This window comes from Leptolyngbya sp. FACHB-261, assembly GCF_014696065.1.
GTDB lineage: Bacteria > Cyanobacteriota > Cyanobacteriia > FACHB-261 > FACHB-261 > FACHB-261.
On sequence record NZ_JACJPL010000031.1, the window covers coordinates 497,370 to 522,835 of the forward strand.

At 50.3% G+C, this 25,466-nt stretch carries 25 protein-coding genes; 12 read left to right on the forward strand and 13 right to left on the reverse strand.

Going from position 1 to position 25,466, the window contains the following annotated elements; genetic code table 11:
• Positions 1–30 precede the first annotated feature (30 nt).
• The gene (locus H6F94_RS27390; RefSeq protein WP_190805433.1) at positions 31–1,005 is read right to left on the reverse strand and encodes a hypothetical protein; all 975 of its coding nucleotides are present in this window, start codon (positions 1,003–1,005) and stop codon (positions 31–33) included.
• Between the two features lie 169 nt (positions 1,006–1,174).
• Here H6F94_RS27390 and H6F94_RS27395 point away from each other — a divergent pair, with 169 nt between their 5' ends.
• Entirely contained in the window at positions 1,175–1,672 is a 498-nt protein-coding gene (locus H6F94_RS27395; protein ID WP_190805434.1) for a GNAT family N-acetyltransferase, read from the forward strand.
• 245 nt (positions 1,673–1,917) lie between these two features.
• Complete coding sequence (locus H6F94_RS27400) at positions 1,918–2,541, forward strand: DUF4385 domain-containing protein (protein ID WP_190805435.1); 624 nt, start codon at positions 1,918–1,920, stop codon at positions 2,539–2,541.
• 31 nt (positions 2,542–2,572) lie between these two features.
• On the opposite strand, the gene H6F94_RS27405 is transcribed toward H6F94_RS27400, so the two are convergent.
• The gene (locus H6F94_RS27405) at positions 2,573–4,081 is read right to left on the reverse strand and encodes a hydroxysqualene dehydroxylase (protein ID WP_190805436.1); all 1,509 of its coding nucleotides are present in this window, start codon (positions 4,079–4,081) and stop codon (positions 2,573–2,575) included.
• A 283-nt stretch (positions 4,082–4,364) separates the two neighbouring features.
• On the opposite strand from H6F94_RS27405, the gene H6F94_RS27410 reads away from it, so the two are divergent.
• The 3 genes from H6F94_RS27410 (at position 4,365) to hutH (ending at position 8,108) form a co-directional block, all read left to right on the forward strand.
• Positions 4,365–5,282: a fatty acid desaturase gene (locus H6F94_RS27410; protein WP_190805437.1), complete on the forward strand. Its 918-nt coding sequence runs from the start codon at positions 4,365–4,367 to the stop codon at positions 5,280–5,282.
• Between the two features lie 45 nt (positions 5,283–5,327).
• Entirely contained in the window at positions 5,328–6,287 is a 960-nt protein-coding gene (locus H6F94_RS27415; protein ID WP_190805438.1) for a glycine betaine ABC transporter substrate-binding protein, read from the forward strand.
• Between the two features lie 222 nt (positions 6,288–6,509).
• Positions 6,510–8,108, forward strand: coding sequence for a histidine ammonia-lyase (hutH, locus tag H6F94_RS27420; RefSeq protein WP_190805439.1), 1,599 nt, complete (start codon positions 6,510–6,512; stop codon positions 8,106–8,108).
• 80 nt (positions 8,109–8,188) lie between these two features.
• Here the strand turns inward: hutH and H6F94_RS27425 are convergent, their stop codons facing one another.
• From H6F94_RS27425 to H6F94_RS27445, 5 genes are all read right to left on the reverse strand, one after another.
• The gene (locus tag H6F94_RS27425; protein ID WP_199320680.1) at positions 8,189–8,920 is read right to left on the reverse strand and encodes a hypothetical protein; all 732 of its coding nucleotides are present in this window, start codon (positions 8,918–8,920) and stop codon (positions 8,189–8,191) included.
• Between the two features lie 422 nt (positions 8,921–9,342).
• Positions 9,343–9,972 (reverse strand): LysE family translocator, encoded by a 630-nt coding sequence (locus H6F94_RS27430; RefSeq protein ID WP_190805441.1) that lies wholly within the window; start codon positions 9,970–9,972, stop codon positions 9,343–9,345.
• Positions 9,973–10,631: 659 nt separating this feature from the next.
• Positions 10,632–10,952 carry a cupin domain-containing protein gene (locus H6F94_RS27435; protein ID WP_190805442.1) on the reverse strand — a complete coding sequence of 107 codons (321 nt, stop codon included), beginning with the start codon at positions 10,950–10,952 and terminating at the stop codon, positions 10,632–10,634.
• Between the two features lie 45 nt (positions 10,953–10,997).
• Positions 10,998–11,777, reverse strand: coding sequence for an SAM-dependent methyltransferase (locus H6F94_RS27440; RefSeq protein WP_190805443.1), 780 nt, complete (start codon positions 11,775–11,777; stop codon positions 10,998–11,000).
• Positions 11,778–12,143: 366 nt separating this feature from the next.
• Positions 12,144–12,626, reverse strand: a complete 483-nt coding sequence (locus H6F94_RS27445; RefSeq protein ID WP_190805444.1) for a transposase — start codon at positions 12,624–12,626, stop codon at positions 12,144–12,146.
• A gap of 86 nt (positions 12,627–12,712) precedes the next feature.
• On the opposite strand from H6F94_RS27445, the gene H6F94_RS27450 reads away from it, so the two are divergent.
• The gene (locus H6F94_RS27450; RefSeq protein WP_242041439.1) at positions 12,713–13,447 is read left to right on the forward strand and encodes a Crp/Fnr family transcriptional regulator; all 735 of its coding nucleotides are present in this window, start codon (positions 12,713–12,715) and stop codon (positions 13,445–13,447) included.
• Positions 13,448–13,973: 526 nt separating this feature from the next.
• Positions 13,974–14,744 carry a prohibitin family protein gene (locus tag H6F94_RS27455; RefSeq protein ID WP_242041440.1) on the forward strand — a complete coding sequence of 257 codons (771 nt, stop codon included), beginning with the start codon at positions 13,974–13,976 and terminating at the stop codon, positions 14,742–14,744.
• Positions 14,745–14,826: 82 nt separating this feature from the next.
• On the opposite strand, the gene H6F94_RS27460 is transcribed toward H6F94_RS27455, so the two are convergent.
• The 3 genes from H6F94_RS27460 to H6F94_RS27470 all read right to left on the reverse strand — a co-directional run bounded on the left by H6F94_RS27460 (position 14,827) and on the right by H6F94_RS27470 (position 18,420).
• Entirely contained in the window at positions 14,827–15,777 is a 951-nt protein-coding gene (locus H6F94_RS27460; RefSeq protein ID WP_190805446.1) for a LysR family transcriptional regulator, read from the reverse strand.
• A gap of 101 nt (positions 15,778–15,878) precedes the next feature.
• Positions 15,879–16,901 carry a sulfate/molybdate ABC transporter ATP-binding protein gene (locus H6F94_RS27465; protein WP_190805447.1) on the reverse strand — a complete coding sequence of 341 codons (1,023 nt, stop codon included), beginning with the start codon at positions 16,899–16,901 and terminating at the stop codon, positions 15,879–15,881.
• 148 nt (positions 16,902–17,049) lie between these two features.
• Positions 17,050–18,420, reverse strand: coding sequence for a tetratricopeptide repeat protein (locus H6F94_RS27470; RefSeq protein ID WP_199320681.1), 1,371 nt, complete (start codon positions 18,418–18,420; stop codon positions 17,050–17,052).
• 793 nt (positions 18,421–19,213) lie between these two features.
• Here H6F94_RS27470 and H6F94_RS27475 point away from each other — a divergent pair.
• The 5 genes from H6F94_RS27475 (at position 19,214) to H6F94_RS27490 (ending at position 23,242) form a co-directional block, all read left to right on the forward strand.
• Positions 19,214–20,569 (forward strand): APC family permease, encoded by a 1,356-nt coding sequence (locus tag H6F94_RS27475; protein WP_242041441.1) that lies wholly within the window; start codon positions 19,214–19,216, stop codon positions 20,567–20,569.
• Between the two features lie 212 nt (positions 20,570–20,781).
• Positions 20,782–21,495 carry a cadmium resistance transporter gene (locus tag H6F94_RS27480; RefSeq protein ID WP_190805448.1) on the forward strand — a complete coding sequence of 238 codons (714 nt, stop codon included), beginning with the start codon at positions 20,782–20,784 and terminating at the stop codon, positions 21,493–21,495.
• Between the two features lie 22 nt (positions 21,496–21,517).
• Positions 21,518–22,171: a cadmium resistance transporter gene (locus H6F94_RS27485; RefSeq protein ID WP_190805449.1), complete on the forward strand. Its 654-nt coding sequence runs from the start codon at positions 21,518–21,520 to the stop codon at positions 22,169–22,171.
• A gap of 97 nt (positions 22,172–22,268) precedes the next feature.
• Complete coding sequence (locus H6F94_RS33140; RefSeq protein ID WP_277878178.1) at positions 22,269–22,397, forward strand: hypothetical protein; 129 nt, start codon at positions 22,269–22,271, stop codon at positions 22,395–22,397.
• Between the two features lie 422 nt (positions 22,398–22,819).
• Positions 22,820–23,242 (forward strand): YidH family protein, encoded by a 423-nt coding sequence (locus H6F94_RS27490; protein WP_190805450.1) that lies wholly within the window; start codon positions 22,820–22,822, stop codon positions 23,240–23,242.
• 17 nt (positions 23,243–23,259) lie between these two features.
• On the opposite strand, the gene H6F94_RS27495 is transcribed toward H6F94_RS27490, so the two are convergent.
• The 3 genes from H6F94_RS27495 to H6F94_RS27505 form a co-directional block, all read right to left on the reverse strand.
• Positions 23,260–23,988, reverse strand: a complete 729-nt coding sequence (locus H6F94_RS27495) for a phosphatase PAP2 family protein (protein ID WP_190805451.1) — start codon at positions 23,986–23,988, stop codon at positions 23,260–23,262.
• Between the two features lie 121 nt (positions 23,989–24,109).
• Positions 24,110–24,913, reverse strand: coding sequence for a sulfite exporter TauE/SafE family protein (locus H6F94_RS27500; protein WP_190805452.1), 804 nt, complete (start codon positions 24,911–24,913; stop codon positions 24,110–24,112).
• Between the two features lie 71 nt (positions 24,914–24,984).
• Entirely contained in the window at positions 24,985–25,464 is a 480-nt protein-coding gene (locus tag H6F94_RS27505; RefSeq protein ID WP_190805453.1) for a DUF7980 family protein, read from the reverse strand.
• Between the last annotated feature and the right edge of the window lie 2 nt (positions 25,465–25,466).

The window sequence follows — 25,466 nt, forward strand, 5'->3', positions numbered from 1 at the left end:
TCCAGTTACGACCAGCAAAGTATTTAGAATCTAGCGAGACTCAAGACGCAAATCCATCCGAAGCCTCATGCTAATGGGGGTCCCCTCAGAGCTACCAGGATTGAGCGCACTGCCCTCTTGGTTAGAGTCGAGCACTAAACTGGAGCGCAAGGGCATGACTTGGTCTAACCGGAAGACCGACTGTCCTTGTCCCTGAGAGGTCAGCGACTTTAGGGCAAATGTGACGCCATCCGACAAGCTACTGAGGGAGAGCGTTTGCGCTTCGGCGCTGTGCACCAGATTCACATTGAGGGTGGCCGTTCCCTCACGCAGATTGGTCAATTCATAAGTGGCATTTTGAGTGAGGTTCAAACCGCCAAGCCTCAATGGAGAGGTCACCTGCCAACGAGCTCCCTGACCAACGGCGGCTTCAGGCAAGGGCAACGAGAATTGCTCAGGCGACTGCGCTATTTGCTCTAAAGTCTGTCGAGTGCTCTGGTCCACTGCTTGAGGAAAGGTCAAGTTTGTTGATTTCACTTGCCCTCGCGAGTCGGTGACAATAGCACCACCGGCACCAACAATTTTTTGAATCTGCGAGCGAATTGAATTGACAACTTCTCGCGGGACCGTCGCATCAGCAACGACATTGGCCTCGGTGTAACGAAACTGATAGTGAATATCGCCGTTGGCATCGACTTGATTCACCACCGTTTCCACTTTCATAACTGTGTCCGGTAACTTCACTCTAGGGACAACGCCGCCGCCAAAGGAAATTGTTGGGTCTAGCTTAAGACGAATGGTGCTAATCTGCCGGGTATTAACTGCAGGTCTAAAGCGTAGGACTTGCCTTGGTTCTGCCCCTGCGCTCAACAAATTGACTCGGGATTGAGGTTGGGGTTGGGTGCTGTTTGCGGCTTGAGCCATAACCTGCGCCGGGCTCCCAGGGTCAGCAGAGACCGTCAAGGACTGAGAGCCCCAACTGGCTACCAGGCAAAACAGAGAACTGGCAAACAGAATTTTTCTCATTGAGTCCTGCAACTGAAGGCTAAATTTCAATGTCCTGATTCTAGGCCCTGGTTTTAGCTTCGTCCTTCTGGGACGACTGCATATTGCTCTAAGTTGCCAGAGAAGTCGCAAGCTGCAATAGCTGCTATAGGCGTCCCGCGATATTGTTTAGTCACGAGTTTCGCCTGCCATGCTGATTCGCCCTGCTACACCCGTTGACGTACCAGCCGTTCAGGTAATGGTTGACAAAATCTGCGCTCTACATGAAGCCTGGGACCCAGCTAAATTTGGTTTTCTGCCTAATCCCGGTCAGCGTTATCAACGCTGGTTAATCGCCCAAGCCAAGAACGAGCGGAGTGTGTTTCTAGTTGCTGAGGCAGATCGCATCGAATCAGAGCCGCCGCCACAGCTCATTGCATTTCTAATTGCAACCACGGAAGAGGAAATTCCAATTTACCGTCTCCAAGAGTTTGGCTTCATTCACGACTTGTGGGTCGAGCCAGAATATCGAAGTCTTGGCATTGCTCGGCAAATGGTACAAGCTGCATTAGCTCGTTTTCGAGAGATTGGAGTTCAACAGGTACGTTTGGATACAGCCACAGCCAATGACACAGCCCGGCACCTCTTTACAACCTGTGGTTTTCGGCCCAGTAGCGTAGAAATGCTTATTGAATTAGAGGCTAATTAGGATTGTGCCTCATTCACAAATTGAGCCTCTGTCAGCAGAGTGAGTCGCCATATTTTCTATCTCTACCTCTAGGTGAGTGGTCTGCTGAGAAAGCTGCTTTACATTGGTTTATATATAGAGGAAACGCACTGGCTGACCGGTTTACCGCCATTATTCAGTATCTTTCCAGCCAGTCTGGCAAGTGAGCAGTCAGTGCATTATGAGAAACACAAGGGGAGTCCTGGCACTAGTTGGGGCTCCTCTTTATGCCTCCTACGCCAGCAGCTTGGCGGAGGAACTCGATCAAACCTAACTATCAATGCAACTCTCAGTGCGATTTCAATGTAATTTTCGTAATTTTCAATGCAGTTCGTAAGGCCAATCCTGCTGTGAAATTCGACTACAGCCAAGATTTCAAAAACACTGATTTCCGAGCCCATCCTGAGCTTTACCAAATTGGCATTGGTGAGCAGGGGGTCTTAAGTGTGGAACCCTACAAAAGTGAGATCCTGCCTTACTGGCGCTTCAAAACACCTGAGGTTGCTCAAGAGTCAGCTGACGCAATCTACGCTCTGTTTCTCGATTACAAACAGCAGGGTGATTTTGTGGGCATGGACATGGCTCGCAAGTTTCTGCAAATGGGCTATACCCGTGCTCGACGCTATAGCAACCACAAAGGTGGCAGAAAATATGCCAAGGGCACACGTGAGACATTGCCGCCAGGATTCGATGCTCAAAAAGCAGCAGCAGCCGAGATCTTTAAGCAGAAATGGCAGCAGGCCCGGGAAGATCAGACCTATTTGCAACTGAAACAGCGCCATCGTCAGCTGTTTGATCCACCGGGAAAGCGCGAGAAAGCCTATCCGCCGCAGGGCAAATCAGCGCTCTAGATTGGGACAGCCTAAAACCAATTGGGGCTAATTAAGGCAACCAAAAATTAGGCAAAAGCGCTTCACCCCAGCTCCGGATTGCCTGGTTAAGGCTGCGAGCGGTTTGAATGTGCGGCTCATCTGCTTCGACGGGCAAAATCGTTGCCGACTGTCCTTGTTTGAAGTAGCCGATGGCTAGATTGGCAGCTTCCAAACCGGTGACATAAGCCTTTTCTTGAGACCAGGAACCATGCCGATTGGCAATCCAATCCCCACTCATCCAAACATTGGCAACGCTAGTTTGGGCTGGCAACAAATATTGGTAGCTGCCAGGGGCAAAGTGGGTAACGGCACGCGGCAAACGAATTACACTGCTATCAATAACCTTCGCTCCCGCAAAGGCCGGTACACAGGTTGATAGATCGCGTTGGACAAGCGACACAATCTCTGTGTCATCCAGGGGTAGCAGTTGGTTGGCGTGATAAAAGTCAGCTTCAATTACGCTACCGGGCTCATCTCGATACTCATCGTGCAGCGCGTTGAGATCGAAGAAAGTCCAGCCCGTCGTGGGTGCGAAGCCAAAGCAAGCGTTCGAGGGCAGCGGCACCTGCACTTTGCGGTCAAACCATAGCCGGGTTGCCAACACATCCACCGCACCCAAGTTCATGGTGTTGCGAAATTCAGTTCGTTCCCGCAAGGCTGGACTGCCCAACACAATCTTCTGCATGCCGCTGACGCCAACTGCAAAAATTACCGCATCTGCAGCGAACACTTCGTCGCCACAGACAACGCTGGTCGCCTGACCCTCACTGTCTAAACCCAAATCAGTGACACGGCGTTGCGTCAGCACCTTTGCGCCTGCATTTTCCAGCCGCTCAACCCAGGGTCGAAAAATACGCTCGCCCACTGTGCCCCGGCACCAAACCACATCGAAATCTGGCTGATGCGCCAGGATGAAATAGTAGAGCATGCCCAAAGCGGCAGCCGCCGAACACTGCTCCCCTGGTGCAAACAAGCCCACCAGCAGCATCGGCTCGAAGGACTCTTTGTACAGCCGCGCCGAGACAGCATACTGTTTGAACAGTTCGCGAGCGGTCATCGAGTCGTAGCGTCGCCAGGCAGCATCAGAATTGTCGAAATCGACTACGGCGTAGAGCAAGGGCAAGGCAGAAAGCCGGTCGATCAGAGGCAGCCGCTTAAAGTCGGGATACAAAAACGTCCCCAGGGGCATGGGCAGTCGGGGCAGTTCTTGAAAGATCGGCGATTCGACTTCTAGCCCTGCCGGGGAGTATTGAGAAGAGCGGGTCCAGGGAGTGAAAGGCTGCAACCCTAACCGTTCGACCAGACTGAAAATGTTGCGATAGGGATACCAGAAGCCGTGGATGCCAGCCTCAACCGCTCGCCCACCTTCGGTTTTCCAGCCCGCTACCAAACCCCCAGGATAGGGACCCGCCTCCAGCAGCGTGACCTCATAGCCTTGACTGAGCAAATGGTCAGCAGCCCCCAAGCCTGCCCAGCCCGCTCCCACTACCACTACTCGGGGTCGTTGTGATTGTGCCATCCTGCCAGCCTCTCGCGTCTTTGCTCAGGATGGCACGATTAGCCTAGTGCAGGGTGCAGCGACCTAGGGCCCGGTACATGATTCCCAAGCCTCGGACCTGGCTACTGATTGACTGATTCGTAGCCCGAGGTAAACAACTGGCTATTAGATAAGGCCTCAATCACAAACCGTAAAACAACTGACTATTTGAAGCCTTGGGTTGATATAGAAGTCTCTATGTGGTTAGCTCTTGTCATCCCAGGAGGCTGCGGTGCGTTTGCGCGTTGCCAGGAACACCGGAACCATGTCAACGGCGCTCGTCCCAGCCCATGCCCCTCACCGCCTGATCTCACTGGCACAGCTGCGAGTTCTGGACCAGCGCTCAGATCGCTTGGGGGCCATTCAGATCCTGGGGCACTTGGGTCTCATCGCCCTCACAGGTACAGGCGTGTTCTGCGCAGGCTTTAGTTTCTGGCTGCTCCCGACCCTGTTGCTTCATGGCATAGCTCAGGTAGCGCTATTTGCCCCGCTGCATGAGTGCAGCCATCGCACTGCCTTCCGTCACGCTGGCTTGAACCGGGCTGTTGCCTGGTTGGCAGGGCTGATCCTGGTCTTGCCACCTACCTGGTTTCGCCAGTTTCACTTAGCCCACCACCGTTACACCCAATGCCCCGAACGCGATCCAGAGTTAGCCAGCCCGAAGCCGCAGAGCCTGCGCCACTATCTGTGGCTACTCAGCGGCGTCCCCTACTGGCAAGCCGCTCTAGTTGGGCTTGTGAGGCAAGCAGCAGGCCAACTTGACGACCTGGACTATCTCCCCAAGCGCCTGCATCCGCAGGTCATTGTGCAAGCGCGCCTGTTTCTAGCGGTTTACACCAGCCTAGTAGCCCACGCCCTGCTCACATGGACCAGTGCTCCTTTGATCTACTGGCTAATTCCGCTTCTGCTTGGACAGCCTTGCCTGCGCTGGTTTCTGCTGCCGGAGCATACCGGCTGTAATCAAAGCAACGATGGCCTCACCAACACTCGCACCGTTCTAGCTAATGCAGGACTGCGCTGGCTGAACTGGAACATGTCTTATCACACCGAACACCACCTCTACCCCTCGGTGCCATTTCACGCGCTACCCGCATTGCATCAGCTCCTTCGTGCTCGCTTGCGGGTGGTTGCAGACAGCTACGCAGGGGCTCACCGCGACATTCGCCAAAGCTGGTGCCAATGACTGTCCCAATGACCGTCCTAATGCTTTGTTTCTGGAGTGAACCTTATGAAGTCGATCCGTAATCTTCTGACACTACTGCTGTTGGCAGTGCTGAGTGCAGTGACCGTCTATGCTTGCAGCGGCAGTAGTAGCAGTTCAGACGCTACCCCTAGCGCTACCTCTGGTGCTGCTTCTCCGGCAGCTACTACAACTGTCAAGGTGGGTTCCAAAGACTTTACCGAAGCCTTCATTCTCGGTGAGATGTACGCCATGGCCTTGGAGAATGGCGGTTTCAAGGTCGAGCGCAAGCTGAACTTAGGCGGTACTCCAGTGGCGCAGGCTGGGTTAGAGAGCGGTCAAATCGATTTGTATCCGGAGTACACCGGCACCGGCTTGCTCACGGTGCTGAAGCTGCCGAAGATGAGCGACCGCCAGGAAGTCTATGACGCTGTGGCCAAAGGCTATAAGGAAAAGTTCAACCTGGCTTGGCTGGAACCTGCGCCGATGAACAACACCCAAGCCTTTGCTTTAAAGCAGGAAACTGCCGAGAAATATGGCATTAAAACCATTTCTGACCTGGTTGCCAAAGGCAGTGAGCTAGCACTAGTCAGCACTGCTGAATTTCAAGCCCGTGAAGATGGCTTGCCTGGCCTCAAAGCGGTCTATGGAGATCCTAAATTCAAGAAGCTGATCCCCGTTGATGCAGGTTTGCGCTACCAAGCTTTGCAAAATGGCGATGCTGATGTCGTGGAGGCCTTCTCCACTGACGGCGAAATCAGCGCCTTTAATTTGGTGGTATTGGAAGATGATAAGGGCCTGTATCCGCCCTACCAGGTTGCGCCTGTAGTGCGGCAAGAGACTCTAGATGCCAGCCCTCAAATTGGCGACATTCTTAACAGCTTGTCTCCCAAAATCACCGACGCAACTATGCAGCGCCTCAACTATGAGGTGAGTGGCAAAAGTCGTGAACCAGCAGAAGTCGCCAAAGAATTTTTGGTTCAAGAAGGTCTGGTGAAGCAGTCTTAGAAGTTGCTGCGCGGTTGCTGCCAAAAGCCATACCGTTGTGTTGCGAAGCTGTTGCAAAAACCGACCTTGGCTGAAGCTGAAGTGATAAGGTAGGACTCTCCTGCGCCTGACCGTTTCCGGTTTCTTTTCAGCCCCCTCGCAGCGTTTTTTTCTGACTGGCTTCCTAGATTTTATCTAGGTTTTATGGGGGCTGAGTTCCCAATTGCAGGAGAAGGATGTCCGATGCTGAGCCAGCAACCTATACCCGGCCAGACACCTAGCCAGATACTCGACCAGAGCAACAGCTTCGCAGCGTCGGCTGAGGTTTTTGTCGGTAAGCCGCTCACGCTTAAAGAGGTAGTTCTGGTAGCTCGAGGCGGGGCAAGGGTCAGCCTTGCTCCTGAGGCTCAAACAAGGGTGCTCAAGAGCCGCACTTATGTCGAAGACCTGGTCGCACAAGGTCAGACCATCTATGGCCTGACCACCGGTTTCGGCAAACTTGCCAACATCCGCATTGCGCCTGCGGATACCCGGCAATTGCAGCGCAATCTGATCCTTTCCCACGCGATTGGCCTCGGGCAAGCTCTGCCCCGCGATGTTGTACGGGCCATGCTCCTGCTCCGCGCCCAGAGCCTGGCCTTGGGGTTCAGTGGCATTCGCCTGCAGGTGATCGAGTTGCTCCTGGAGTGCCTGAATCGCGGTGTTCACCCGGTTATCCCGTCGCAGGGATCGGTCGGAGCTAGCGGGGACCTGGCACCTCTGGCGCACATGAGTCTCCCCCTGATCGGCGAAGGTCAGGCGGAGTATGCAGGTCAGGTGATGCCCTCAAGCGAGGCGTTGGCACAGGCAGGCTTACAGGCTGTGGTTTTAGAAGCCAAAGAAGGCCTGGCCTTGATCAATGGCACTCAGGCGATGACGGCGATTGGGGCACTGGTGGTAGCTGATGCGTTGGAGTTGGCAACTGCGGCTGATATCACAGGCGCCATGAGCTTGGAGGCACTAAAGGGTAGCTTACGGCCCTTTGATGCTCGGGTCACTGCTGTTCGGCCTCATCCCGGTGCGGCTGAGGTGGCTGAGAATGTGCGCGGCCTTGGTGCCAATAGCCCGATTCATCACTCCCACGCTGACTGCGACAAACTTCAAGATGCTTACAGTTTGCGCTGCATGCCACAGGTGCATGGGGCCAGCCGGGATGCGCTGCGTCATGTGCTGGACGTGGTGACTCGGGAAATCAATGCGGTTACCGATAACCCGCTGATTTTCTGCGAAGACAATGAGGTCATTTCGGCAGGCAACTTTCACGGGCAACCGGTGGCGCTAGTGATGGACTACGCCAAAATTGCTATCGCTGAACTGGCCAACATCAGCGAACGGCGGATCGAGCACATGCTGGACCCGGCGCTGTCTGGGTTGCCCGCCTTCCTATCTCAGCAGGGAGGATTGAATTCGGGACTGATGATTAGCCAGTACACCGCTGCTAGCTTGGTGAGCGAAAACAAGGTGCTGGCTCATCCCGCTAGCGTGGATAGCATTCCGACTAGCGCTAACCAGGAGGACCATGTCTCGATGGGCACGACCAGTGCTCGCCAAGCGGCAATGATTCTGGAGAATGCCCGCTGGGTGATTGCGATTGAGCTGGTGAATGCGACCCAAGCCCTCGACTTCCATCAGCCCCTGCATCCGGGTCCGGGGGTGATGGCAGCAGTTGAAGCGGTGCGGCGGGTGGTCCCGCATCTTGATCGTGACCGCAGCATGACCGGCGATTTGGAAGCAGCACGGGGCTTAATCATCTCAGGTGAGTTGCGACAGGCAGTAGAGGCAGCAGTCGGAACTCTGCACTAAATTAAATCTGCAATAAAGATGCCGCATATAGATGTAGATAGTGGCTGGTCTTTCTCCCCGTTGGTAAGGCTCAGTAGAGCTTAGTAGGGTGCCGATAGAGCTTCAAACTGCAGGCCGTTAAAGTCATAAATCAATTGCACGTTTTTGAGTTTGTGGTGCTGCAAGTTGCCGGTCCAGAGGCTGCCATTGGTTGCCCAAACTAAGCGATTTTGATCCCAGTCAGCCCATTCCCAATTTGGAAACTTCAAAAGAGTTTCAGAGGCGGAGTGCTCAAGCTCGTGTTCGTCCCAATAGCAGCCTTTACCGGGGGGAGCGCCTATCTCTGCATGGGCTAGTTTGCGCAGGATCCAGCCTTTTGGTAAGGGTTTCTCGAAGACAGTTAAATCCTGATGCTTGCCCAGTTTGTGATTGCGAAGGTAGGTCCAACCGTCGCGTTGCAGCCGTGGGTAATACACGCTGAGGCATTCACCGCCGTAGTATTCCTTAACCTGGTAGGTTTCATCACGACGAACCTCGCTAGAATTCTGCATGAGACGATGACCATAGCCATCGTTCAGCCAGTAGGTGCGCTTGCCGGTAAACAGGCCGCCGCCATGCCAACAGTCGCCCTTACCGAACAGGGCAATCGCCTTAAGCCAGGGCGCACGGGAGATGGCAGTCCATGAACCTTTTGTTTCTGAGTTCCAGCGTCCGTTCATCGCAAAGTAAATCATGTATTTGCCATCGGGGGACAGGTCACTGCGACGCTCGTAAATTCGTCCTTTCAACCACTGGGCTAAGGTAAATTCATCCTTGCGTCTATCCCATAGCAACGTGCAGACGCACTTGGAAGGCCCCCGCCTAATCACAACCCCAACTGGTTCTTGGCTAGCAAGGAGAATATGAATTCTGGCGGGGAAACGTTCCATGTGGAGCAGGCTAATTCTCTATTGGGTTGCTAATCAGTGGCGAAGGACCAGTTCATAGGAACGTTCATGGAAACATTCACGGGAACGGATATTGAACTTCATTCTCTAAGTCCCTAAGCCCCTAAGCCCCTAAGTTCCTAAGCCTCTGATCTACTGCAACACAATGCGATGCTGCTTGTCCATAAAGCTACTGTACAGGGTCATATTTATCCTGTTTAAAGTACAAGCACCTGCCGGGTTATTAGGTTTTCGATTGACGAGGTAATGCCGTCGTAGCACGTTTCAAACTAGGTCAGCATTACTAGGTCAGCATTCGACGCTTGCTTTTAACGTTTGTTGTCAGCTACAGCAACGTAAGTCCCAAGCCCAATGAGGGACCAGCCTGTGAACAGCCGTTGTCTCCGTCTCAACTTCGCACTGGTTCGCAACCATTGGCCGATGGGGCTAGCCAGCAGCGCAACGCTAATATCTGCACTGGTATTCAGGGCCACTGAGATGCTGCCGAGCAACACAAACTGGAGGATGACGATCCCTTGAGGATCAATAAACTGCGGGACGAAGGCCAGGAAGAACAGGGCAGTCTTGGGATTGAGCACTTCGGTAATGATGCCCTGACGAAAGGCATTGCTGGCTGTGCTCACGGGAATGTCTGCCTCTAATTCGATCTCATTGTCACTGACCAAGGTGCGAATGCCCAAATAGATCAGGTAGGCTGCGCCAACGTATTTGACAATGGCGAAGGCAATCGAGGAGGTGGCTAGGATGGCCGAGAGCCCCAAAGCGGCAGCGATGACATGCACAAACCCGCCAACAGCAGTGCCAAATGACGAAGCCAAACCTTCTGCCCGTCCGCCCTTGAGACTTCGGGTTAAGACATAAAAGATGCCTGGACCGGGTGTAATCGCTAGCAAGACCGCGGCGGTCAGGAACAGTCCAAACATGGGCATTTCTGGCATGGATATTTCCCTAAAGCTGGATAGCTACAGGTAACGATCGAGCCAAGCATAAGGTCTGTCAAGAGCCAATTTGTCTAGGCTCGGCAGTGCCACTTAGAGCGAGGTGAGGCAAGGTGTAGAACAAAGAGGTGCTCTACGTCCTAGGTTTTGGCAAGCGTCCTTCGCGCAGTACAAACACAGATAATCCTAAGGGTGTAAGCGGGCATTGGAAGACATTCCAGCAATAAATTCAGTGCTTAAGAAACAATCATAAAACTGTGGCAAACGACTTTAAGGCACAAGGCCTCGGCGGAATGCAGAAACGCTTCCCCTGAAAGCTCAACAGGGCAGCTTGAAAGCCTAGCGGCAGACTCTGGAAGCTGATCCGGGTAGCCTGGAAGCCTAACAGTGAACTCTGGAAGCTAATCTAGGCATCCTGAAAGCTTTGCAGTGAACTCTGGAAGCTCAAGAGCGAACTCTGGAAGCTTTGCAGCCAAGCCTGAATCGATCACTGCTGATATCGAATCAACAGAGCTTAAATGCTTTTTGTCTTTAGAATTGCTTAATAATCGAGCACTCAGCGGCTCCCCTGCTCGCTCTCAAGGCCAATCGCTCTCCTCCTATGAGTTCTGTCATAGGGGCTCCAATACAAGAACTGGGGCTTTTACCTACCGCTAGCTTCAAGTGTGCAAAAAAGCGAGGTTGGTCGAAGCTTGTAGCGCGTGAGGTGTATTTGCAGGCATAAAGACAAACACGCCAGGTTCCAAAGTAACTTCCCGCCCTTCTAGCGTGAGAGTGCCTTGCCCTTCGATCACCGTAATCGAGACATCTCGAGTCGTTGCATGTTCGGCCAGTTCAGTCCCTGCTGTTACACAGATCAGCGCAAATTGGCTACCCTCAGTCTTAACCAAGGGGATTCTAGTAACCTTCGGCTTTGTATAATCAATCCGCTCATAGAGCTGAGCGGTGATTGCTGAATGAGGGGAGCGAGTGGTGACCATAATAGATTCCTTCCTGGTTCAGTTTGTAAGTTAAAGGTCAAATTCCTACGCTTCTAAAACTGCGCAAAGTACGATGTAGCCCATATTCTGGCGGTGTTGATTAAACACATGCCGCATGTGCAGAACCCGGTTACGAATATCAGGCTGAGTCAGCACATTCCAGGCAATCCGAGCTGTAGCGATAATGCCCTCATCCCGCAGCAGCTGGGCTGGATTCAGCAATCCCGTTGGGCCGTTCTTGCTGTGAGTAACCTTCAGTCCAGCACGAGTGCAAGTCTCGATCCAGCAGGGCTCTGTTAGAGGGGTTGAATTGACCCGAATTGCGCGTGCCAAGTCTTGATGAATCTGCTCTAGATTTTGATGCGCTACTATTTCGTGGCTGAGCAGCTTACCGTTGGGCTTGAGGTGCTCACGCACTGTCTGCAAAATCTTGTCTCTACCAGTGCTGGATTGCATGGTCAGAATTGCTTCTGCTAACACATAGTCAAACCGCTGAGTGATTGACTCCAGATGCAAGATGTTGCCTTGGATGATTTGAACCCGATCCTCTAATCCAGCAGCCCGTATCTTGGCTTGGGCAATGGCAACGCTATCAGGATTTCTTTCGATGCCCATCACAGTGACGCCATAGCGTTTTGCCAAATCGATAGCAGTGTTGCCTGAGCCGGGGGCCAGCTCCAGGACTGTTTCTCCAGGTTTAAAGTTGGCCCATTGAAACAATTGCTCGGTTGCGGCTCGTCCACCTGGACGCAGAACGGTTTTGCCTGCGGCAGCTAGAACTTGATAGCCTGGGGCCGTTTGTAGATTAAGCGTGGTTTGAATCATGGTTCGGGCCTCTTTATAGCTGACTACTTCGACAGAACTATTTTGCTCTGTCTCTCTTGCTGTCCCTCTTGCTTTACCTCTGCGCTAGCTCATAGTTCGAAATCATGCTCTGTTCGCGGTTGGAAAATCTATAATCTTTGGAATAGATAGATGTCGTCTTAATCGTCTTTTCCATCTCAGGCAAGACAGACATATACTCCCAACAATGGGAACAAAACCAGCCAACCTTCTGATGGTGAATCTGCCGCAATAATCGAGTTGAACAACAAGGGCATTCATGTGTCATTTGAATCCCTCCAGGCTTATAGCTTGAGGTTATGAACAACAATCTTGCGTTGGCAACCTTCAGACTTTAGGAGAAGACCTTTAAGGAAAGACAATCTTCGGTGAGGGTGCCTGTCCCTGATCAAGATAGGCAGCTGAGCGTAGCACAATCTCAGAGTACAGAATCTTCTGAATCTCTAAGCTAGGGGCACGTTTTGCTATGGCATTGTAGCTAGTTATCTCCCCTTTTAGGCTGAAGTCACTATCGGTCAAATAGTGGTCATAGTCATGTAGTGCCTGAAAGATAAATCCATAAATAGGATTAGGATAAATGCTGCTATCGTAGCTGTCAGCAGAGACCCAAAGATGCTCTTGCTCAATGTCGGCGAACATCTCTGTTTCATTGCTGTACCGCTCGTAGTCTGAGAACTCTAGATTTAGCGGCAGACTTTGAAATTCGCTCATCAGCCAATCGCAGAGTTCCACGATGGTTTCGCCAGAAATTTGGGCAGGATTGGTTTCAAAGTAGAGCCTAGCGAGAGCTTGCACTTGGGCTGCGGTTGCATGTTCTGAGGTGATTGTCATATCGTTATCCTCGTCAACTGACCTTACTTTGATATTGGCAGCTTCTCTGAGTGGTGTCTTTGAGCTAGCTCATACTGCCAAGCTGAATGGCTGCGGCTTTTGTTTCTGGCAACCCAACTATGCTGGTCACGACTGAGCAACTCCGACAAATCTCAATCTTTTCTCAGCTTGAACCCGAGCAGCTGGAGCAATTGCAAGCTCATACGGCTGTGAAGTCCTATTCACGGGGCGAAATAGTGTTTCATGAAAGAGATCGCTTGCCTGCCAAGCTGTTCGCGGTCCTTAGTGGCCTGATCCAGATCAAAAAAACAGCTTCAACGGGTAAAGAAACGATTTTGCGGACACTGGCTACTGGGGAGATTTTTGCAGCACCCGCTTTGTTTGGCGATGGGATTTCCCCAGCCACAGTGGTCACAGAACAAGATTGTCAAGTTCTCACGGTTGAGCGAGCTGCCCTGCTCGCTCTGATTCAGCAAACGCCAGAGGTAGCCCTACGGATTATGGTGGTGCTGACTGATCGGCTCCAGCATCTCCACAGCACGGTACATGGCTTGGTCTCGGAGCGGGCAATTGTACGCTTAGCTCGATTCATTCAAACCGAGGCTACCGAGCAAGGTACAACGGTGACTGATCAAGGACTGTGTTTGCGTTCGCGCCTGCCCTACTACCAAGTCGCTCGTAGTATTGGCATTACTTATGAGGAGTGTGTGCGTTTGTTCAAGCAACTGCAAGCAGTGATGAGCTATCAACGAGGCGGTAAGATTCTACTGCTCGATCCAGACAAGCTCAATACAATTGCCAGAGGTGACTATGAGCTTTGAGAGATATGAGCTTCAAGCAGAGATGAGTAGCTTGCCTTTTGTTGTGGAACCTTTGAGAATTTGAGGTTCGACTTTGAAGTTTGACAAAGTCTGAGCCAGCAGTATTACTCTGTTGCTTCAAGCTGAATAAGCTGTTCAGCTCGTCTTTATAAAGCTTGACTTTTCAAAGGCTAGCCTCGTTCTCTTTTTCCCCACCTCTACCCCAAGAACAATCCGACATTGAGGCAATGCGTGACCCTAAACACAAACGCGAGGTTTGGCACAGAGGGGGATTCAAATATAGATCAGGCCGAGAAAACCGAGGCACTTTTGCCAGTAGCTTGCCGATAAATCTACAACTAAAAACCTTGGAAAACATCGCATTGGCTGCTGCCAGAAATGAATCGATTTCTGCGCTGAAGTAGGTAAAATAGGGGTGAGATAACAGAGTAAAGTTAACCACCTAAGCATGGAATCAACTGGCAGAATCACTAGGGCAAAACCAACTAAAAAAGCAGGCGACGAAATATACATCGTCAGCAAGATAATGCTCATTTTGCTTCTAGTTTTTCTGCTCTCTAGTTTCTTTGTGATTGTCAACGCAGGAGAACGAGGCGTTTTGATGCAGTTCGGCAGAGTACAAGAGAAAGTCTTGGGAGAAGGAATTCACCTGGTTGTTCCTCTAGTGCATACGGTAAAAAAGCTGACTGTCAGAGTGCAAAACCAAGAGATTTCGGCTGAAGCCTCTTCCCGGGACCTGCAAAACGTCTTTACAGATGTGGCTCTGAACTGGCATATCGTTCCAGCAGAAGCCAACGCCATTTTTCAGACCATTGGGGATGAAGCTGCCGTGGTTCAGCGAATTATCAACCCCGCGGTAGAAGAAGTTCTAAAGGCTGTAATGGCGAAATACACAGCAGAAGAAATCATCACTAAGCGAGGCGAAGTAAAAGCTGGGGTAGATCATGGATTGACAGCGCGTTTATCTACTTATTACATTGCCGTAGATGATATTTCGCTAGTTCATGTCCACTTCTCACAACGATTCAGCGATGCCGTAGAAGCCAAACAAATTGCTGAGCAAGAGGCCAAACGAGCAGAATTCGTTGCTCTGAAGGCGACTAAAGAGGCTGAAACCAGAGTCAATCTAGCGAAAGGAGAAGCTGAGTCGCAAAGGTTGCTGCGTGAGAATTTGACGCCTGAACTTCTACAAAAGCTAGCCATAGAAAAGTGGAATGGTGGCTTGCCCTTAGTGGTGGGAGACGACGCGACGAAACTATTAAATTTAAATCAGTTTGTAAAACCTACCCAGAAATGAGAAATGATCCTGCTTTAGCACTCAAGTTTTAGCAGACCACAATTTATTGATACCATTAACATTCAAATTTAAGCTCAGCGGCTCAAGAGGTAGCTACCCGGCTAAGCTGATGGGTGTCCGAAGTCAGCATTTGCTCAAAGACCTTTGATAACCGGGTCTGAAAGCGTTGCCGGTGCTTCAGTTTCAAAAAAGGGCGAACAATTTCAGCCGGCACCTTAGCCCTGGTTCGGTTATCGACTACTGGAATAGCTCGGAGGGTAGAAAGCTGAAGCTCTTTGTGCACCATTAATTCTGAGATAGCAGCTGCGCCTACGCCGCCTTCCACAATTGCCTTCACCATCTCGCCACTGCTCAAAACCAAGATCACATCGAGTTCAGTAGGCTCAATACCCCAACTGCATAAGGCTTGCTCAAATCTTTGCTGTGTCCCGGAACCCGGCTCTCGCATAACCCAAGCTGTAGTGCTAAGGTCAGTTAGAGAAATGCTTTCGCGCTCAAACCAAGGATGAGATTTGCCAACAACAATTTGTAAGCGGTCGCTCCCAACAATGTCCTGCTCCAAACTGCTTTCCAATGAAGGCTGAACTTCCCCTTCTACCAAGCCCAAATCAAACAAGCCTGTCGCTGTCCCTGCACAAATTTCTTCCGTGTTAGCTAGGGTACAGTTTACGAAAATACCTGGGTATTGACGTTTAAACTGGTTTATTTTGTCAGGTAGCCAGTAGTTGCCAATTGTGAGACTCGACCCAAGTCTTAATTCGCCCCATTGCAAATCGTTCAACTCCCGCAAGCCCCGCTCCATTAGCGCAACTTGATCGAGAATCCGCTGCGCTTCCACTTGGAGAAATCTTCCAGGCTCAGTGATCTCCACTTGGCGGCCAATCCGATGGAACAGTTTTACGCTGTATTCTTCCTCTAAGCTCTGAATGGCAGCACTGACTGCTGGTTGAGTAATGTAGAGCAATTCTGCAGCACGCGTGAAATGTAGCTGCTGTGCCACGGTGAGAAAAATTCGTAACTGGTCAAGCCTCATTCTGATTTTTTAGCAATACATAAACCGCGCACTTCCAGATCAGCCATTTTCTGATCATCTAGAACCTGTACTCGGCTCCAGATGATCAGGAACATCCTCTCCTATCTAGCGGTTGCTGCGGTTGCTAAGGAGAACGCCTTTGCTTTGCGAGGTTTGATATAAACATGCTGGCGAGGTTGAAGCTGAAGGTTGTGAAAGTCATCACGGGTCACAAAGGCGGTGAGCGCCTGACCTCCTGCTTCCAACTCAACTTGAACTTCCCAGCCTAAATGCGCAATTCGGCTAACCTGCGCTGGAGCAAATGCTTCTCCTGGTTTGGTTTGAATCAGAACATCGTGCGGTCTTAGGAAGATCTGCTCGTCAGTTGCTTCAAAACCGTTGTTGCGGAAGATACCAGAATTACTTGGCAGCACATTTACTGGCCCAACAAAGCTCATGACAAAGGGAGTGGCTGGCTGATCATAGATCTCGGTTGCTGTACCAACTTGCTCAACCCTGCCCTGGTTCATCACCACAATTTTGTCAGCAACTTCCATGGCTTCTTCTTGGTCATGGGTCACAAAAATCGTGGTGACATGGACTTCATCGTGCAGACGTCGCAGCCAAGCCCGCAGTTCTTTCCGGACTTTGGCATCCAAGGCACCAAATGGTTCGTCCAAGAGCAAAACTCGGGGCTCAACCGCTAGGGCTCTTGCTAAAGCTACCCGCTGCCGTTGTCCGCCTGAGAGTTGCGAAGGAAAACGGTTTTCTAGACCCTTAAGCTGCACCAGTTCTAGCAGCTCATCGACGCGTCTCTGAATCTTCGCTTTAGGGGCTTTGCGAATTCTAAGACCGTAGCCAATATTCTGGCGAATGGTCATGTGTTTAAACAGGGCATAATGCTGAAACACAAAGCCAATGCCTCGCTCACTGACTTGACGGTGAGTAATGTCCTCTCCCTCCAGCCGTATCTTGCCCCTATCTGGCTGTTCTAAGCCTGAGATCAAACGCAATAAAGTTGACTTTCCAGAGCCAGATGGCCCTAATAGAGCAACCAAAGAATCGCTTTCAATCTCTAAACTGACATTGTCTACCGCCTGGAAGGAACCAAACTGCCTGGAAACATTTTCTACCGAGATACTCATCGCCTTTGCTCCGAATTGCTTTTTTCTGAGGGAGTGTCTGGGGGCTTTTAGACACTGGATGCACAAACTTCGAATAGCCTTTAATGGCTTTCCTGACAGAATTTTTGGCTATGTCCTGAATGTTCTGAGTTCTGGATATTCTGACCTTCTATCGACGGGATAATTCTTCGGCTCGACGAGCCGCTTGCTCAGCTGCATCCTGCAAGCCCGACTTCTGATAGGTAGTCGCTAAGGCTCTCTGAATGGCTGGGATTTGGTTGCGAGTCCGCGCACGCTTTTCGAGCATGACCCGGGCTTGGGCATTGTGCTCAAGTCGAAGCAAAGTATCTAAGTACACCTGCTCAAACAGGTCTCGCTGGGCATGACTACCGCCAATCTCCTGCAACCGGGGTAGGGCTGTTTGGATCTCGGCACTAGCAGTAGACCAATCTCCTCGCGCATGAGCTACCAGGCCTCGGGCCATAGGAGCCGCCACTTCGGCCCAAGCAGGTCGAATATAGGGCTTAGCTTGAGCTGCGTAGGTTTGTAAGCTCTTGAGCATTTCAGTAGCCTGCTCATCCTGACCTGAGCGAGCTAGCGCATAAAGATATTGCAAATCGAGAAACGGCAGAACATGTTCGTGAAGACGATTGCTCAGGTAAGCGCTTATTTCCTGCCAGCGATTGCCAACCTCCACGCCGCGCAGTTCTAGACGCAACAGGAGGGCAATAGCATCAATCTGACATTGTGAATACTCTTTGCAAGCTCGGCCCCAAACATGTCGGTCATATACGCGCAAAGCGCTCTGAAGATCTTCGCGATCGAGGTAGTAGAGGGCTACATGCCACCAGTTGTGGGTATAAAACGTGCCGCAGTTCTCCCAGGTGTCGGCTAGAGATTCCATCCAGGCGATCCCTTCATCCAGCCGTCCTTGGGTTTCCATGACGTGAGCCACAGCGTGATGGGCCCAGGGATCCTGACGGTTCATTTCGGTTGCCCGTCGCCCAGCCACCTCTGCTTCGTCTAAGCGATGGCATTGCTCTAGGCCAAAAGCCAACATGCCATGGATGTAGTGATTTTCCCGATTAGCAGGTAGAACCTTTTCGATCAGCTGAAGCAAGCCCTGAGATTGACCCAAGTTGAAGTAGTGATACTGCCCGATTTGGACGGAGACTAGATCCCGAGGAAATTGCTCTGCGAGCTGCTCATGGTAAACCAGTGCCCGGTCTACCTCTGCTTGCGCCCAAGACTCAATTGCCGAGAAATAGAGCTTTTCGCGCTGATTGGCATTGGCTAACTGTTGACGGGCTGCTTGGAGATAAGGTTCTGCTTCGCTTGCTGCACTGCCATTCTCCGCGAAGAGGTGAAGGGCCGCTGCATGCGTATTGGCCAACACAGAGGTTGGATCTGCCTCAACAGCACTCAAAATAATTTCTGGGCGATTGCCATAACCCAACAACTGGTCAGCAAACTGATTGATGGCCCCTACGGCTTCTGGTGAGTTCGTCGTGACTTCGAGTCCCTGAGTATCCCTCAGCATCTATAAAGATCCCTCAACCTTACCCCTGCTAGACACAATCACCGGTAAACTGAGCGAGATACCGTAATTGCGCTGACTAAGGGCAAATTGTGACACAGGTAACCTTGGAAAGCAAGGTTCCAGGCTCCTATGTCAGGGGAAAAAGACTAGATTGGGCTAGCCTCACCGGGTAAGGCTTCTTCGGAGCTACGAACACTAGCTCGAACTTGGCTTAAAATCGCTCGTTTGAATACAATTTTGAAGGTAATTTTGTGGCGCTTAATTCTTGATTCTAGTTAAAGAAACATACATTGGTTTAACCATTGCGAAGATTGATTGACTCGAAGCATTGTTTTCTGGATTCCTGCATCAGGAGCAATTCGAAAAACAATAACTCCTGCAAAATGTCAAAAAGACTAAGAATCGTCAGCACTCTGCTTATGTACTTCTCTCAGGGTTCAACCTTAAGACAAAGCTAGATCCTAAATCTCAGGCTTTATCTATGGGCCTTCTAGAGCCGAATTTTAGGAAAAAACACTGGCTCTTTTGAAAAAGCTTGGTTGATTTGCCGTTGCACAACCCCTCTTGCAGAATCTAGGGCTCAGAGTTTCTGCTGAGAAGCATTGTAAATCGAAATATATTGACCTGTATAGTCAATCACTTCTATTTATCGTTTCGACAAAAAAGAGTGTTTGCTCCAATTGATTAGATTGCCTAAAGTAAAGCTTGTTCATTCATGCAAGGCTTTATAAATTTCTACTGGCAAACCCAGTCTCTGTTGCATCGATCGTAGAACTGTGTATTGAGGACTTAAATGACCAACGAAGTGCCACTTGAGCAGAGTTCATATGGCTTAAAACGAGAATGTCTTTCCTACAGGGAGGTTCTAGCCCAGTCTGTTGCGGTGATTGCCCCGACCACAACGCCTGCCGCCAACATGGGCTTGATCTTCGCCCTCTCAGGGAACGGCACTTGGCTGAGTTTTCTGCTCGGCATGATCGGGCTAGTCTTCGTCAGCATTAACATCAATCAATTCGCTCGCCGGTCAGCTTCGCCCGGTTCACTCTATTCCTATATTGCTAAAGGCTTAGGCCCGACTGCACGTGTACTCTGTGGTTGGGGCTTGATTCTGGCCTACTTATTTACCGGCATGTCTGTATTGTGCGGATTTGCTAACTTTGGCCAAGCTTTGCTGAGCCACATTGGTATTCATACTCATATATTTACTCTCCTGGCTCTCGGTACAGGCATTGCCTGGTATGCAGGTCATCGAGATATTCAGCTATCAGCAAAGGCAATGTTGTGGCTAGAGGGAATTTCGGTTGGTCTCATCGCAATCTTAGGGATCATTGTCTGGGCTCATAAAGGCTTTGTGCTTGACCTATCCCAGTTCACTTTGCAAGGCGCAACTCCGGGTGGCGTAGCCATGGGAATTGTCCTGGTCGTGTTTAGCTTTTCTGGTTTTGAAAGCGCGACGTCTTTAGGGGAAGAGGCTCAAAAACCGCTCGAGAATATTCCTCGCTCGGTGATGCAAAGCACACTTCAGGCTGGCTTCTTCTTCATCGTCATGGCTTATATCGAAGTGTTGGGCTTTAGCGGTAGCGCCGCTGACCTGAGCAGCACTGAAGAGCCGCTCAGTTTTCTAGCGGAACAGGCAGGCGTAGGCTTTTTAGGCACACTAATCAGCTTGGGAGCCTTGCTCAGTTTCTTTGCTTGCATCCTGGCTTGCATTAATCCAGCAGCCCGAGTGTTATTCACAATGTCACGTCATGGTCTATTACACTCTGCCCTAGGTAAAACCCATGATGCTAATCTGACACCTCATGTGGCTGTTATGCTGTCCTCCCTGCTCACATTTTTGGTACCTGCCTCCATGAATCTGCTGGGGTTAAAACCCTTCCAAAGCATGGGCTATTTGGGGACGATTTGCACCTACGGCTTTCTGCTGGTGTATATCCTGGTCTCGGTTGCTGCACCTGTGTACCTGCGCAAGATTGGAAAATTGCGGCCAGTGGACATCGTGTTTTCTGGGCTAGCAGTTGGTTTCATGATGTTGCCCGTGGTGGGCATGATTGGGATTCCTGGTAGCAGCCTATTTCCGGTACCAGAGGCTCCTTATAATCTTTTTCCTTATCTAGTCTTGCTTTACTTGCTTGCAGGCAGTGGCTGATTTGCTCTTCAGAGACTGCGTTCTCCCAAAATCGTGATCAGAATGGAGCGGTCTATTGAAGCCATCCATATCAGATTCAGCGATGTACGCAATCTGTGATCGGCTGCGCCCTTGCTTCCTCAATCAAGGCTGCACTAAGCGATGAGATCTTTCAGATTTTGCAGGCGGAAACGCAACTATTTTCTCAAGAAAGGACAGGTAGATTGATAGATATGAGCGGATTATCCACTGCAATTCCCACTGGTTTAACCGCCTTCGCAGCAACTAACCTTGACGATATTGTTATTCTGCTGCTGTTTTTTTCTCAGGTGAATGCAGTATTCCACCGTCGGCATATCGTCACTGGCCAGTATCTTGGTTTTGGTGCCTTGGTGCTTGCTAGTTTGCCCGGATTCTTTAGCAATCTCATCTTGCCTCAACCCTGGGTTGGCCTACTGGGCATAATTCCAGTCACGATCGGCATTAGCCGTTTGCTAGATCAAGGTATGGACGAAGTGGATGAGGAGGAAGAACCAGAACCCAACGAGGGGAGCTTCCTGACGAGTTTTGTCTCACCTCAAACCTACAGCGTCGCTGCTGTCACTTTCGCCAATGGGGGTGATAATATCGGCATCTATGTGCCACTCTTTGCCAGCAGTACCTTGGAGAGCTTGATTGCAATTCTCGGCGTATTCTTTACGCTTGTAGGACTGTGGTGTTACACCGCTTATCGATTAACTCGCTTGCCTGCCATCGCTGATGCCTTGGCTCGATACGGCAATCAAGTAGTGCCTTTTGTCTTAATTGGTCTAGGCATTCTGATTCTGATAGAGAGCCACACTTTGGAAAGCCGAGGGCTGACTATCCTGGCTTTGGTGGCTAGTGGTTTCTGCCTGGCCACTCTGAACAGAAGTAACAGCCAATTGCCTGGATTGGAGAAAGAGTGAGAAAGGCAATGGTATTGGAGCAATGAGTTGGTTGGCTACAGCCGCATTGGCAGGGGTAACGTCCTTTGTGGCTACCAACATTGACGACATCATTATTCTGATGCTGTTGTTTTCACAGGTGAATCGAGTCTTTCGCCGCCGCCATATCGTTGCTGGACAATATCTAGGCTTCTTAGCCCTGATTATGGCCAGCCTACCTGGTTTCTTTGGTGGCTTAGTGGTGCCAAAAGCCTGGATTAGTCTGTTAGGACTCGTTCCAATTGGTGTGGGAATCAGTCAACTTATCAGCCAGAGAACAGAGGAGAATGAAGTCCAGACTGTAGCAACGAGCCAGAGCCAATGGAACCGCCCCAAAACCACCGGCTCTTTGACATCTACTTTGTCTAGTTTGCTTTCCCCTCAGACCTACAATGTGGCTGCCATTACCATTGCGAATGGCGGAGATAATGTCAGCATTTACACCTCTTTGTTTGCCAGTAGCGATCTCCCGAGTTTAGGTATTATTTTAGGGATTTTCTTTTTGTTGATTGGAGTTTGGTGCTATGTTGCCTACCGATCAACTCACTATCCAATCATTGCTGAGCTCTTGACTCGCCACGGTCGCAGAACAGTGCCTTTTGTCTTGATTGGTCTGGGGATTTTCATTCTGATTGAAAGTGGTTCTATGAGTTCCTGAAGCCGTTTTAGTTTGCTTGTTGTTTTGAGAACTTCTCTCGTTAGAATTACGAGAAAGTTGATCGCTAAATCCAACAACCCGATAAAGGAGAAAAACCATGAAACTCTTCAAAGTTGCTCTAGCCGCTTTGATTGTTCTGATCAATTTAGCTGTGGCTCAACCCTCTTGGGCCGACAGACCAAACTCACGACAACTCCTGATTATGCTGAGGTCACTCAAGCCCTGAATAGCCTCTTGCAAGCAGAAGGTGCACCCAATCAAGGCGATTACACCCCGGGGGAGATTCAGCAAAGAATTGGTGAGTTGGCAGGCAGACATTGACTTACAGACACCCAATGCACCGATTGAGGACTAAAGACCTAACTGAAATTCAATTTTCCTTTGGGATCTGAACCTGGCTCTCTCTGCCTAGTTGTTGTACAGCCATAGGCTAATAGCCGAAGAATCAGAGCAAGCTTGCACGGTCAAGAGGCTCTGATTCTTTAGCTATTAGTTCTTTTTTAAGAGAAGCTTTTGAAACGGTATTTTTAAGTTTTGTGAGCTAGAAATATACCTTGCGGCTCTACAAGCAACTTGAGGTAAGTCAAGAGAGAAATGATATAAGTTAAAGATTAAGACTTTTAACAGGGCAATTGCTATTCGAGATTCATGAAAGTAGATGTAAATGATCAGGAAAAGGCTATAGAGGAACCCAAGAGGCGAAATCCGTCACGAGTTAGAGATCACTTAGCCAATGAACGGACCTACCTTGCCTGGATGCGGACTGGGATCGCCCTTATGGGCTTTGGCGTCGTCATTGTCCGCCTTCGTGCTTTTCAGCCCCCTCTTCTGCCTCGCCCCGGTACTGGTTGGAAACTGGGTTTAATCTTCTCTTTGGTGGGTTTAGTAACTGTGTTGCTCTCGACTCAGCACTATTTTGCTGTTCGTCGGGATATTGACGAAGATACTTATGAACCTGCAGACCGCTGGGTGATTTTTTTCAGCATCATTGTCACCCTGCTAGGAACTGGCGTGATTTATTTTGTGTTCACGGCTCCCCTCAGTCCTATGAGCAGTGTCGTCTTTGAGTGAGGCAGTGGCGCAAGTATTCATGATTGCTGTTGAGTGGTTGCTTGCTCATCGTTTGCAGGAGTCACTCTGCTTAGGTGTGGTCTAATCAGTAGGCAAACTCCAATCGCCCAGGCCACTGAAACCATCCAGCCTGCCAGGATATCACTGGGATAATGAACACCTAAGTATAGGCGCGTCCAGCCAATAGCGACTACGAACAAGCTACCACTGAACAGAATCCACCCACACCAGCGCGTTCTCCAGGTCAAAATCACTAAAGCTGCGACCAGGGTCATACTGGACATCGCATGACCGCTGGGAAATGCATAATCGGATACAGGTGGGTATTCCCACAGACTAGGCCGCACGCGATGTAGCCATAGCTTCGCGGTACGGTTGATGGCAACGCTCCCCAGGAGCGTGATCAGCAAGTACGATAGGGCTCGCCATCTTCTGAGACGCAGCAGAACCAGCGAGATCACAGTAGCAACTGGAAATACCCCCCAAAACACCCCGAAATGCGTCAGTGTAGCGGCAAAAGTATCCAGCTGTGCTTGAGCAGTGGCATGGATAGCCATCATGATCGGCGCATCCCAGGGCAGTCCTCCCTCATTCTTGCCAATCTCAACTGCCAGGAGCTGGAATGCTTGCAAGGGGACATAGACGCCAATCAAGAGCATCAGCAAAGAACGCCAACGGGCTGCAAGAATCCGCTTGAGAAAACCACTAAATGATTGGAGCAATTGCCAAGGATGGGAACCCAACATACCTCTTGCCTAACTTGCTTTACCTAATCTGCCTTACCTAATTTGCCTAAGGAGAGGAGCGCATATCTATTGAGGGAGGAAGATTCTACCTTATCCACAGGCGTAAATATTTCAATTGATTTTAACTCATACCTGCATGAACTAACTTCCAGCTCATCATTGCTAGCAGTGTGTAAATTACTAATCGAAGGGCACGTTGCGGCGCAATTTGACACAATGCTGCACCTACTAACACACCAGGTACTGTGCCAAACCAAATGGGTAACACCAGGCTCCAATCAACTGTCCCAAGAGTGAGATGCCCCAAAGAAGTAAACGTCAAGAGAATAGCTGCCTGAGAGATGTCTGTCCCTACTAATTTGCGCGAATCTAGCTGAAAAAAAGCCAGCAACACGAGAGCAAACATTGAACCAGAGGACACACTAGTTAGGCCCACCAGGCAACCTAAAACAGCGCCTATGCCGACAGTTAAGGCACAACCAGACTTGGTTTTGAGATCAAACTTGGGAGGTGAGTGTAGCTTCAAATCGGGCACAAAAGTCAAAAGCAGAAATTGGACCAGAGCTGCAAGAGTTACCAATAGCATGGCAACACCGAGCAGACGGAGCAAGAAGTAATCTAGGTTGAGCTTGCTAGAGTGCCTGATGAAGTGTAAAACGCCTACGCCCATTAGTGAACCCGGCACGCTGCCCAGGGCTAGCCACTGAACAACTTGAGGCTCAAGAGTTTGCTGTTGCCAGTGTTTGAAACCACCAATCACCTTCATCAAGGTTGCAGCTACGACATCTGAGCTAACTGCAATCGCAGGCGGAACCTGAAACACAAAAATTAGCATGGGCGTGATTAAAGCTGCACCACCAATGCCCGTTAGCCCAACGACAATGCCAACCAAAAAGCTGAGAAATGACAGCAAGCAATAGTTCATACTGCTACCTTAAATAGATGAGATGAACTAGGCGCATATACAGAGCCACTGAAAGATTCAAAAAATGAGGCTCAAAAAATAGCTCCTCCGATCAACATTGGGATAGAGGAGCCGGAATGGGTAGGAGCTTGATTAGAGAACAGAAGCGGCGCGTCGAGAATTTTAAACTGTATTAGTGCCAGAATGATTAGGGTATAAATAGTTGATGAAACCAAGCCCGTCAACAGCTCTTTTTTGAGGCTAGTTTTTGGTTTGTCTTGAAAGACATCTATAACTCCTAGCTGCATTAGCAATATGCCAATAATGTTCGAGAGCCAATAGCCGACAATTGAGCAGGACGAGAGTAAATTTGGCGAAAACCAGCTGCAAAGATAGCCGAAGAAATAGGCGATTGGTAGATTGAAAAACAAATCATTCCACCAGCATAGCGGCGATAACAAATAGCCAACAGTGAGCAGAAATCCACCCCTGAGTTTCTTTAGCGACTTAAACCTTCTGGGGCTTTCAGCAAAAGTTGGCTGCACTAGCTGTAGGGGAATCTGCCCTGCCAAGC

Coding starts and splice junctions, on each gene's coding strand:
- H6F94_RS27390 (WP_190805433.1), bottom strand. CDS start 1,005: ATGAGAAAAATTCTGTTTGCCAGTTCTCTGTTTTGCCTGGTAGCCAGT.
- H6F94_RS27395 (WP_190805434.1), top strand. CDS start 1,175: ATGCTGATTCGCCCTGCTACACCCGTTGACGTACCAGCCGTTCAGGTA.
- H6F94_RS27400 (WP_190805435.1), top strand. CDS start 1,918: ATGCCTCCTACGCCAGCAGCTTGGCGGAGGAACTCGATCAAACCTAAC.
- H6F94_RS27405 (WP_190805436.1), bottom strand. CDS start 4,081: ATGGCACAATCACAACGACCCCGAGTAGTGGTAGTGGGAGCGGGCTGG.
- H6F94_RS27410 (WP_190805437.1), top strand. CDS start 4,365: ATGTCAACGGCGCTCGTCCCAGCCCATGCCCCTCACCGCCTGATCTCA.
- H6F94_RS27415 (WP_190805438.1), top strand. CDS start 5,328: ATGAAGTCGATCCGTAATCTTCTGACACTACTGCTGTTGGCAGTGCTG.
- hutH (WP_190805439.1), top strand. CDS start 6,510: ATGCTGAGCCAGCAACCTATACCCGGCCAGACACCTAGCCAGATACTC.
- H6F94_RS27430 (WP_190805441.1), bottom strand. CDS start 9,972: ATGCCAGAAATGCCCATGTTTGGACTGTTCCTGACCGCCGCGGTCTTG.
- H6F94_RS27435 (WP_190805442.1), bottom strand. CDS start 10,952: ATGGTCACCACTCGCTCCCCTCATTCAGCAATCACCGCTCAGCTCTAT.
- H6F94_RS27440 (WP_190805443.1), bottom strand. CDS start 11,777: ATGATTCAAACCACGCTTAATCTACAAACGGCCCCAGGCTATCAAGTT.
- H6F94_RS27445 (WP_190805444.1), bottom strand. CDS start 12,626: ATGACAATCACCTCAGAACATGCAACCGCAGCCCAAGTGCAAGCTCTC.
- H6F94_RS27450 (WP_242041439.1), top strand. CDS start 12,713: ATGGCTGCGGCTTTTGTTTCTGGCAACCCAACTATGCTGGTCACGACT.
- H6F94_RS27455 (WP_242041440.1), top strand. CDS start 13,974: ATGCTCATTTTGCTTCTAGTTTTTCTGCTCTCTAGTTTCTTTGTGATT.
- H6F94_RS27460 (WP_190805446.1), bottom strand. CDS start 15,777: ATGAGGCTTGACCAGTTACGAATTTTTCTCACCGTGGCACAGCAGCTA.
- H6F94_RS27465 (WP_190805447.1), bottom strand. CDS start 16,901: ATGAGTATCTCGGTAGAAAATGTTTCCAGGCAGTTTGGTTCCTTCCAG.
- H6F94_RS27470 (WP_199320681.1), bottom strand. CDS start 18,420: ATGCTGAGGGATACTCAGGGACTCGAAGTCACGACGAACTCACCAGAA.
- H6F94_RS27475 (WP_242041441.1), top strand. CDS start 19,214: ATGACCAACGAAGTGCCACTTGAGCAGAGTTCATATGGCTTAAAACGA.
- H6F94_RS27480 (WP_190805448.1), top strand. CDS start 20,782: ATGAGCGGATTATCCACTGCAATTCCCACTGGTTTAACCGCCTTCGCA.
- H6F94_RS27485 (WP_190805449.1), top strand. CDS start 21,518: ATGAGTTGGTTGGCTACAGCCGCATTGGCAGGGGTAACGTCCTTTGTG.
- H6F94_RS33140 (WP_277878178.1), top strand. CDS start 22,269: ATGAAACTCTTCAAAGTTGCTCTAGCCGCTTTGATTGTTCTGATCAAT.
- H6F94_RS27490 (WP_190805450.1), top strand. CDS start 22,820: ATGAAAGTAGATGTAAATGATCAGGAAAAGGCTATAGAGGAACCCAAG.
- H6F94_RS27495 (WP_190805451.1), bottom strand. CDS start 23,988: ATGTTGGGTTCCCATCCTTGGCAATTGCTCCAATCATTTAGTGGTTTT.
- H6F94_RS27500 (WP_190805452.1), bottom strand. CDS start 24,913: ATGAACTATTGCTTGCTGTCATTTCTCAGCTTTTTGGTTGGCATTGTC.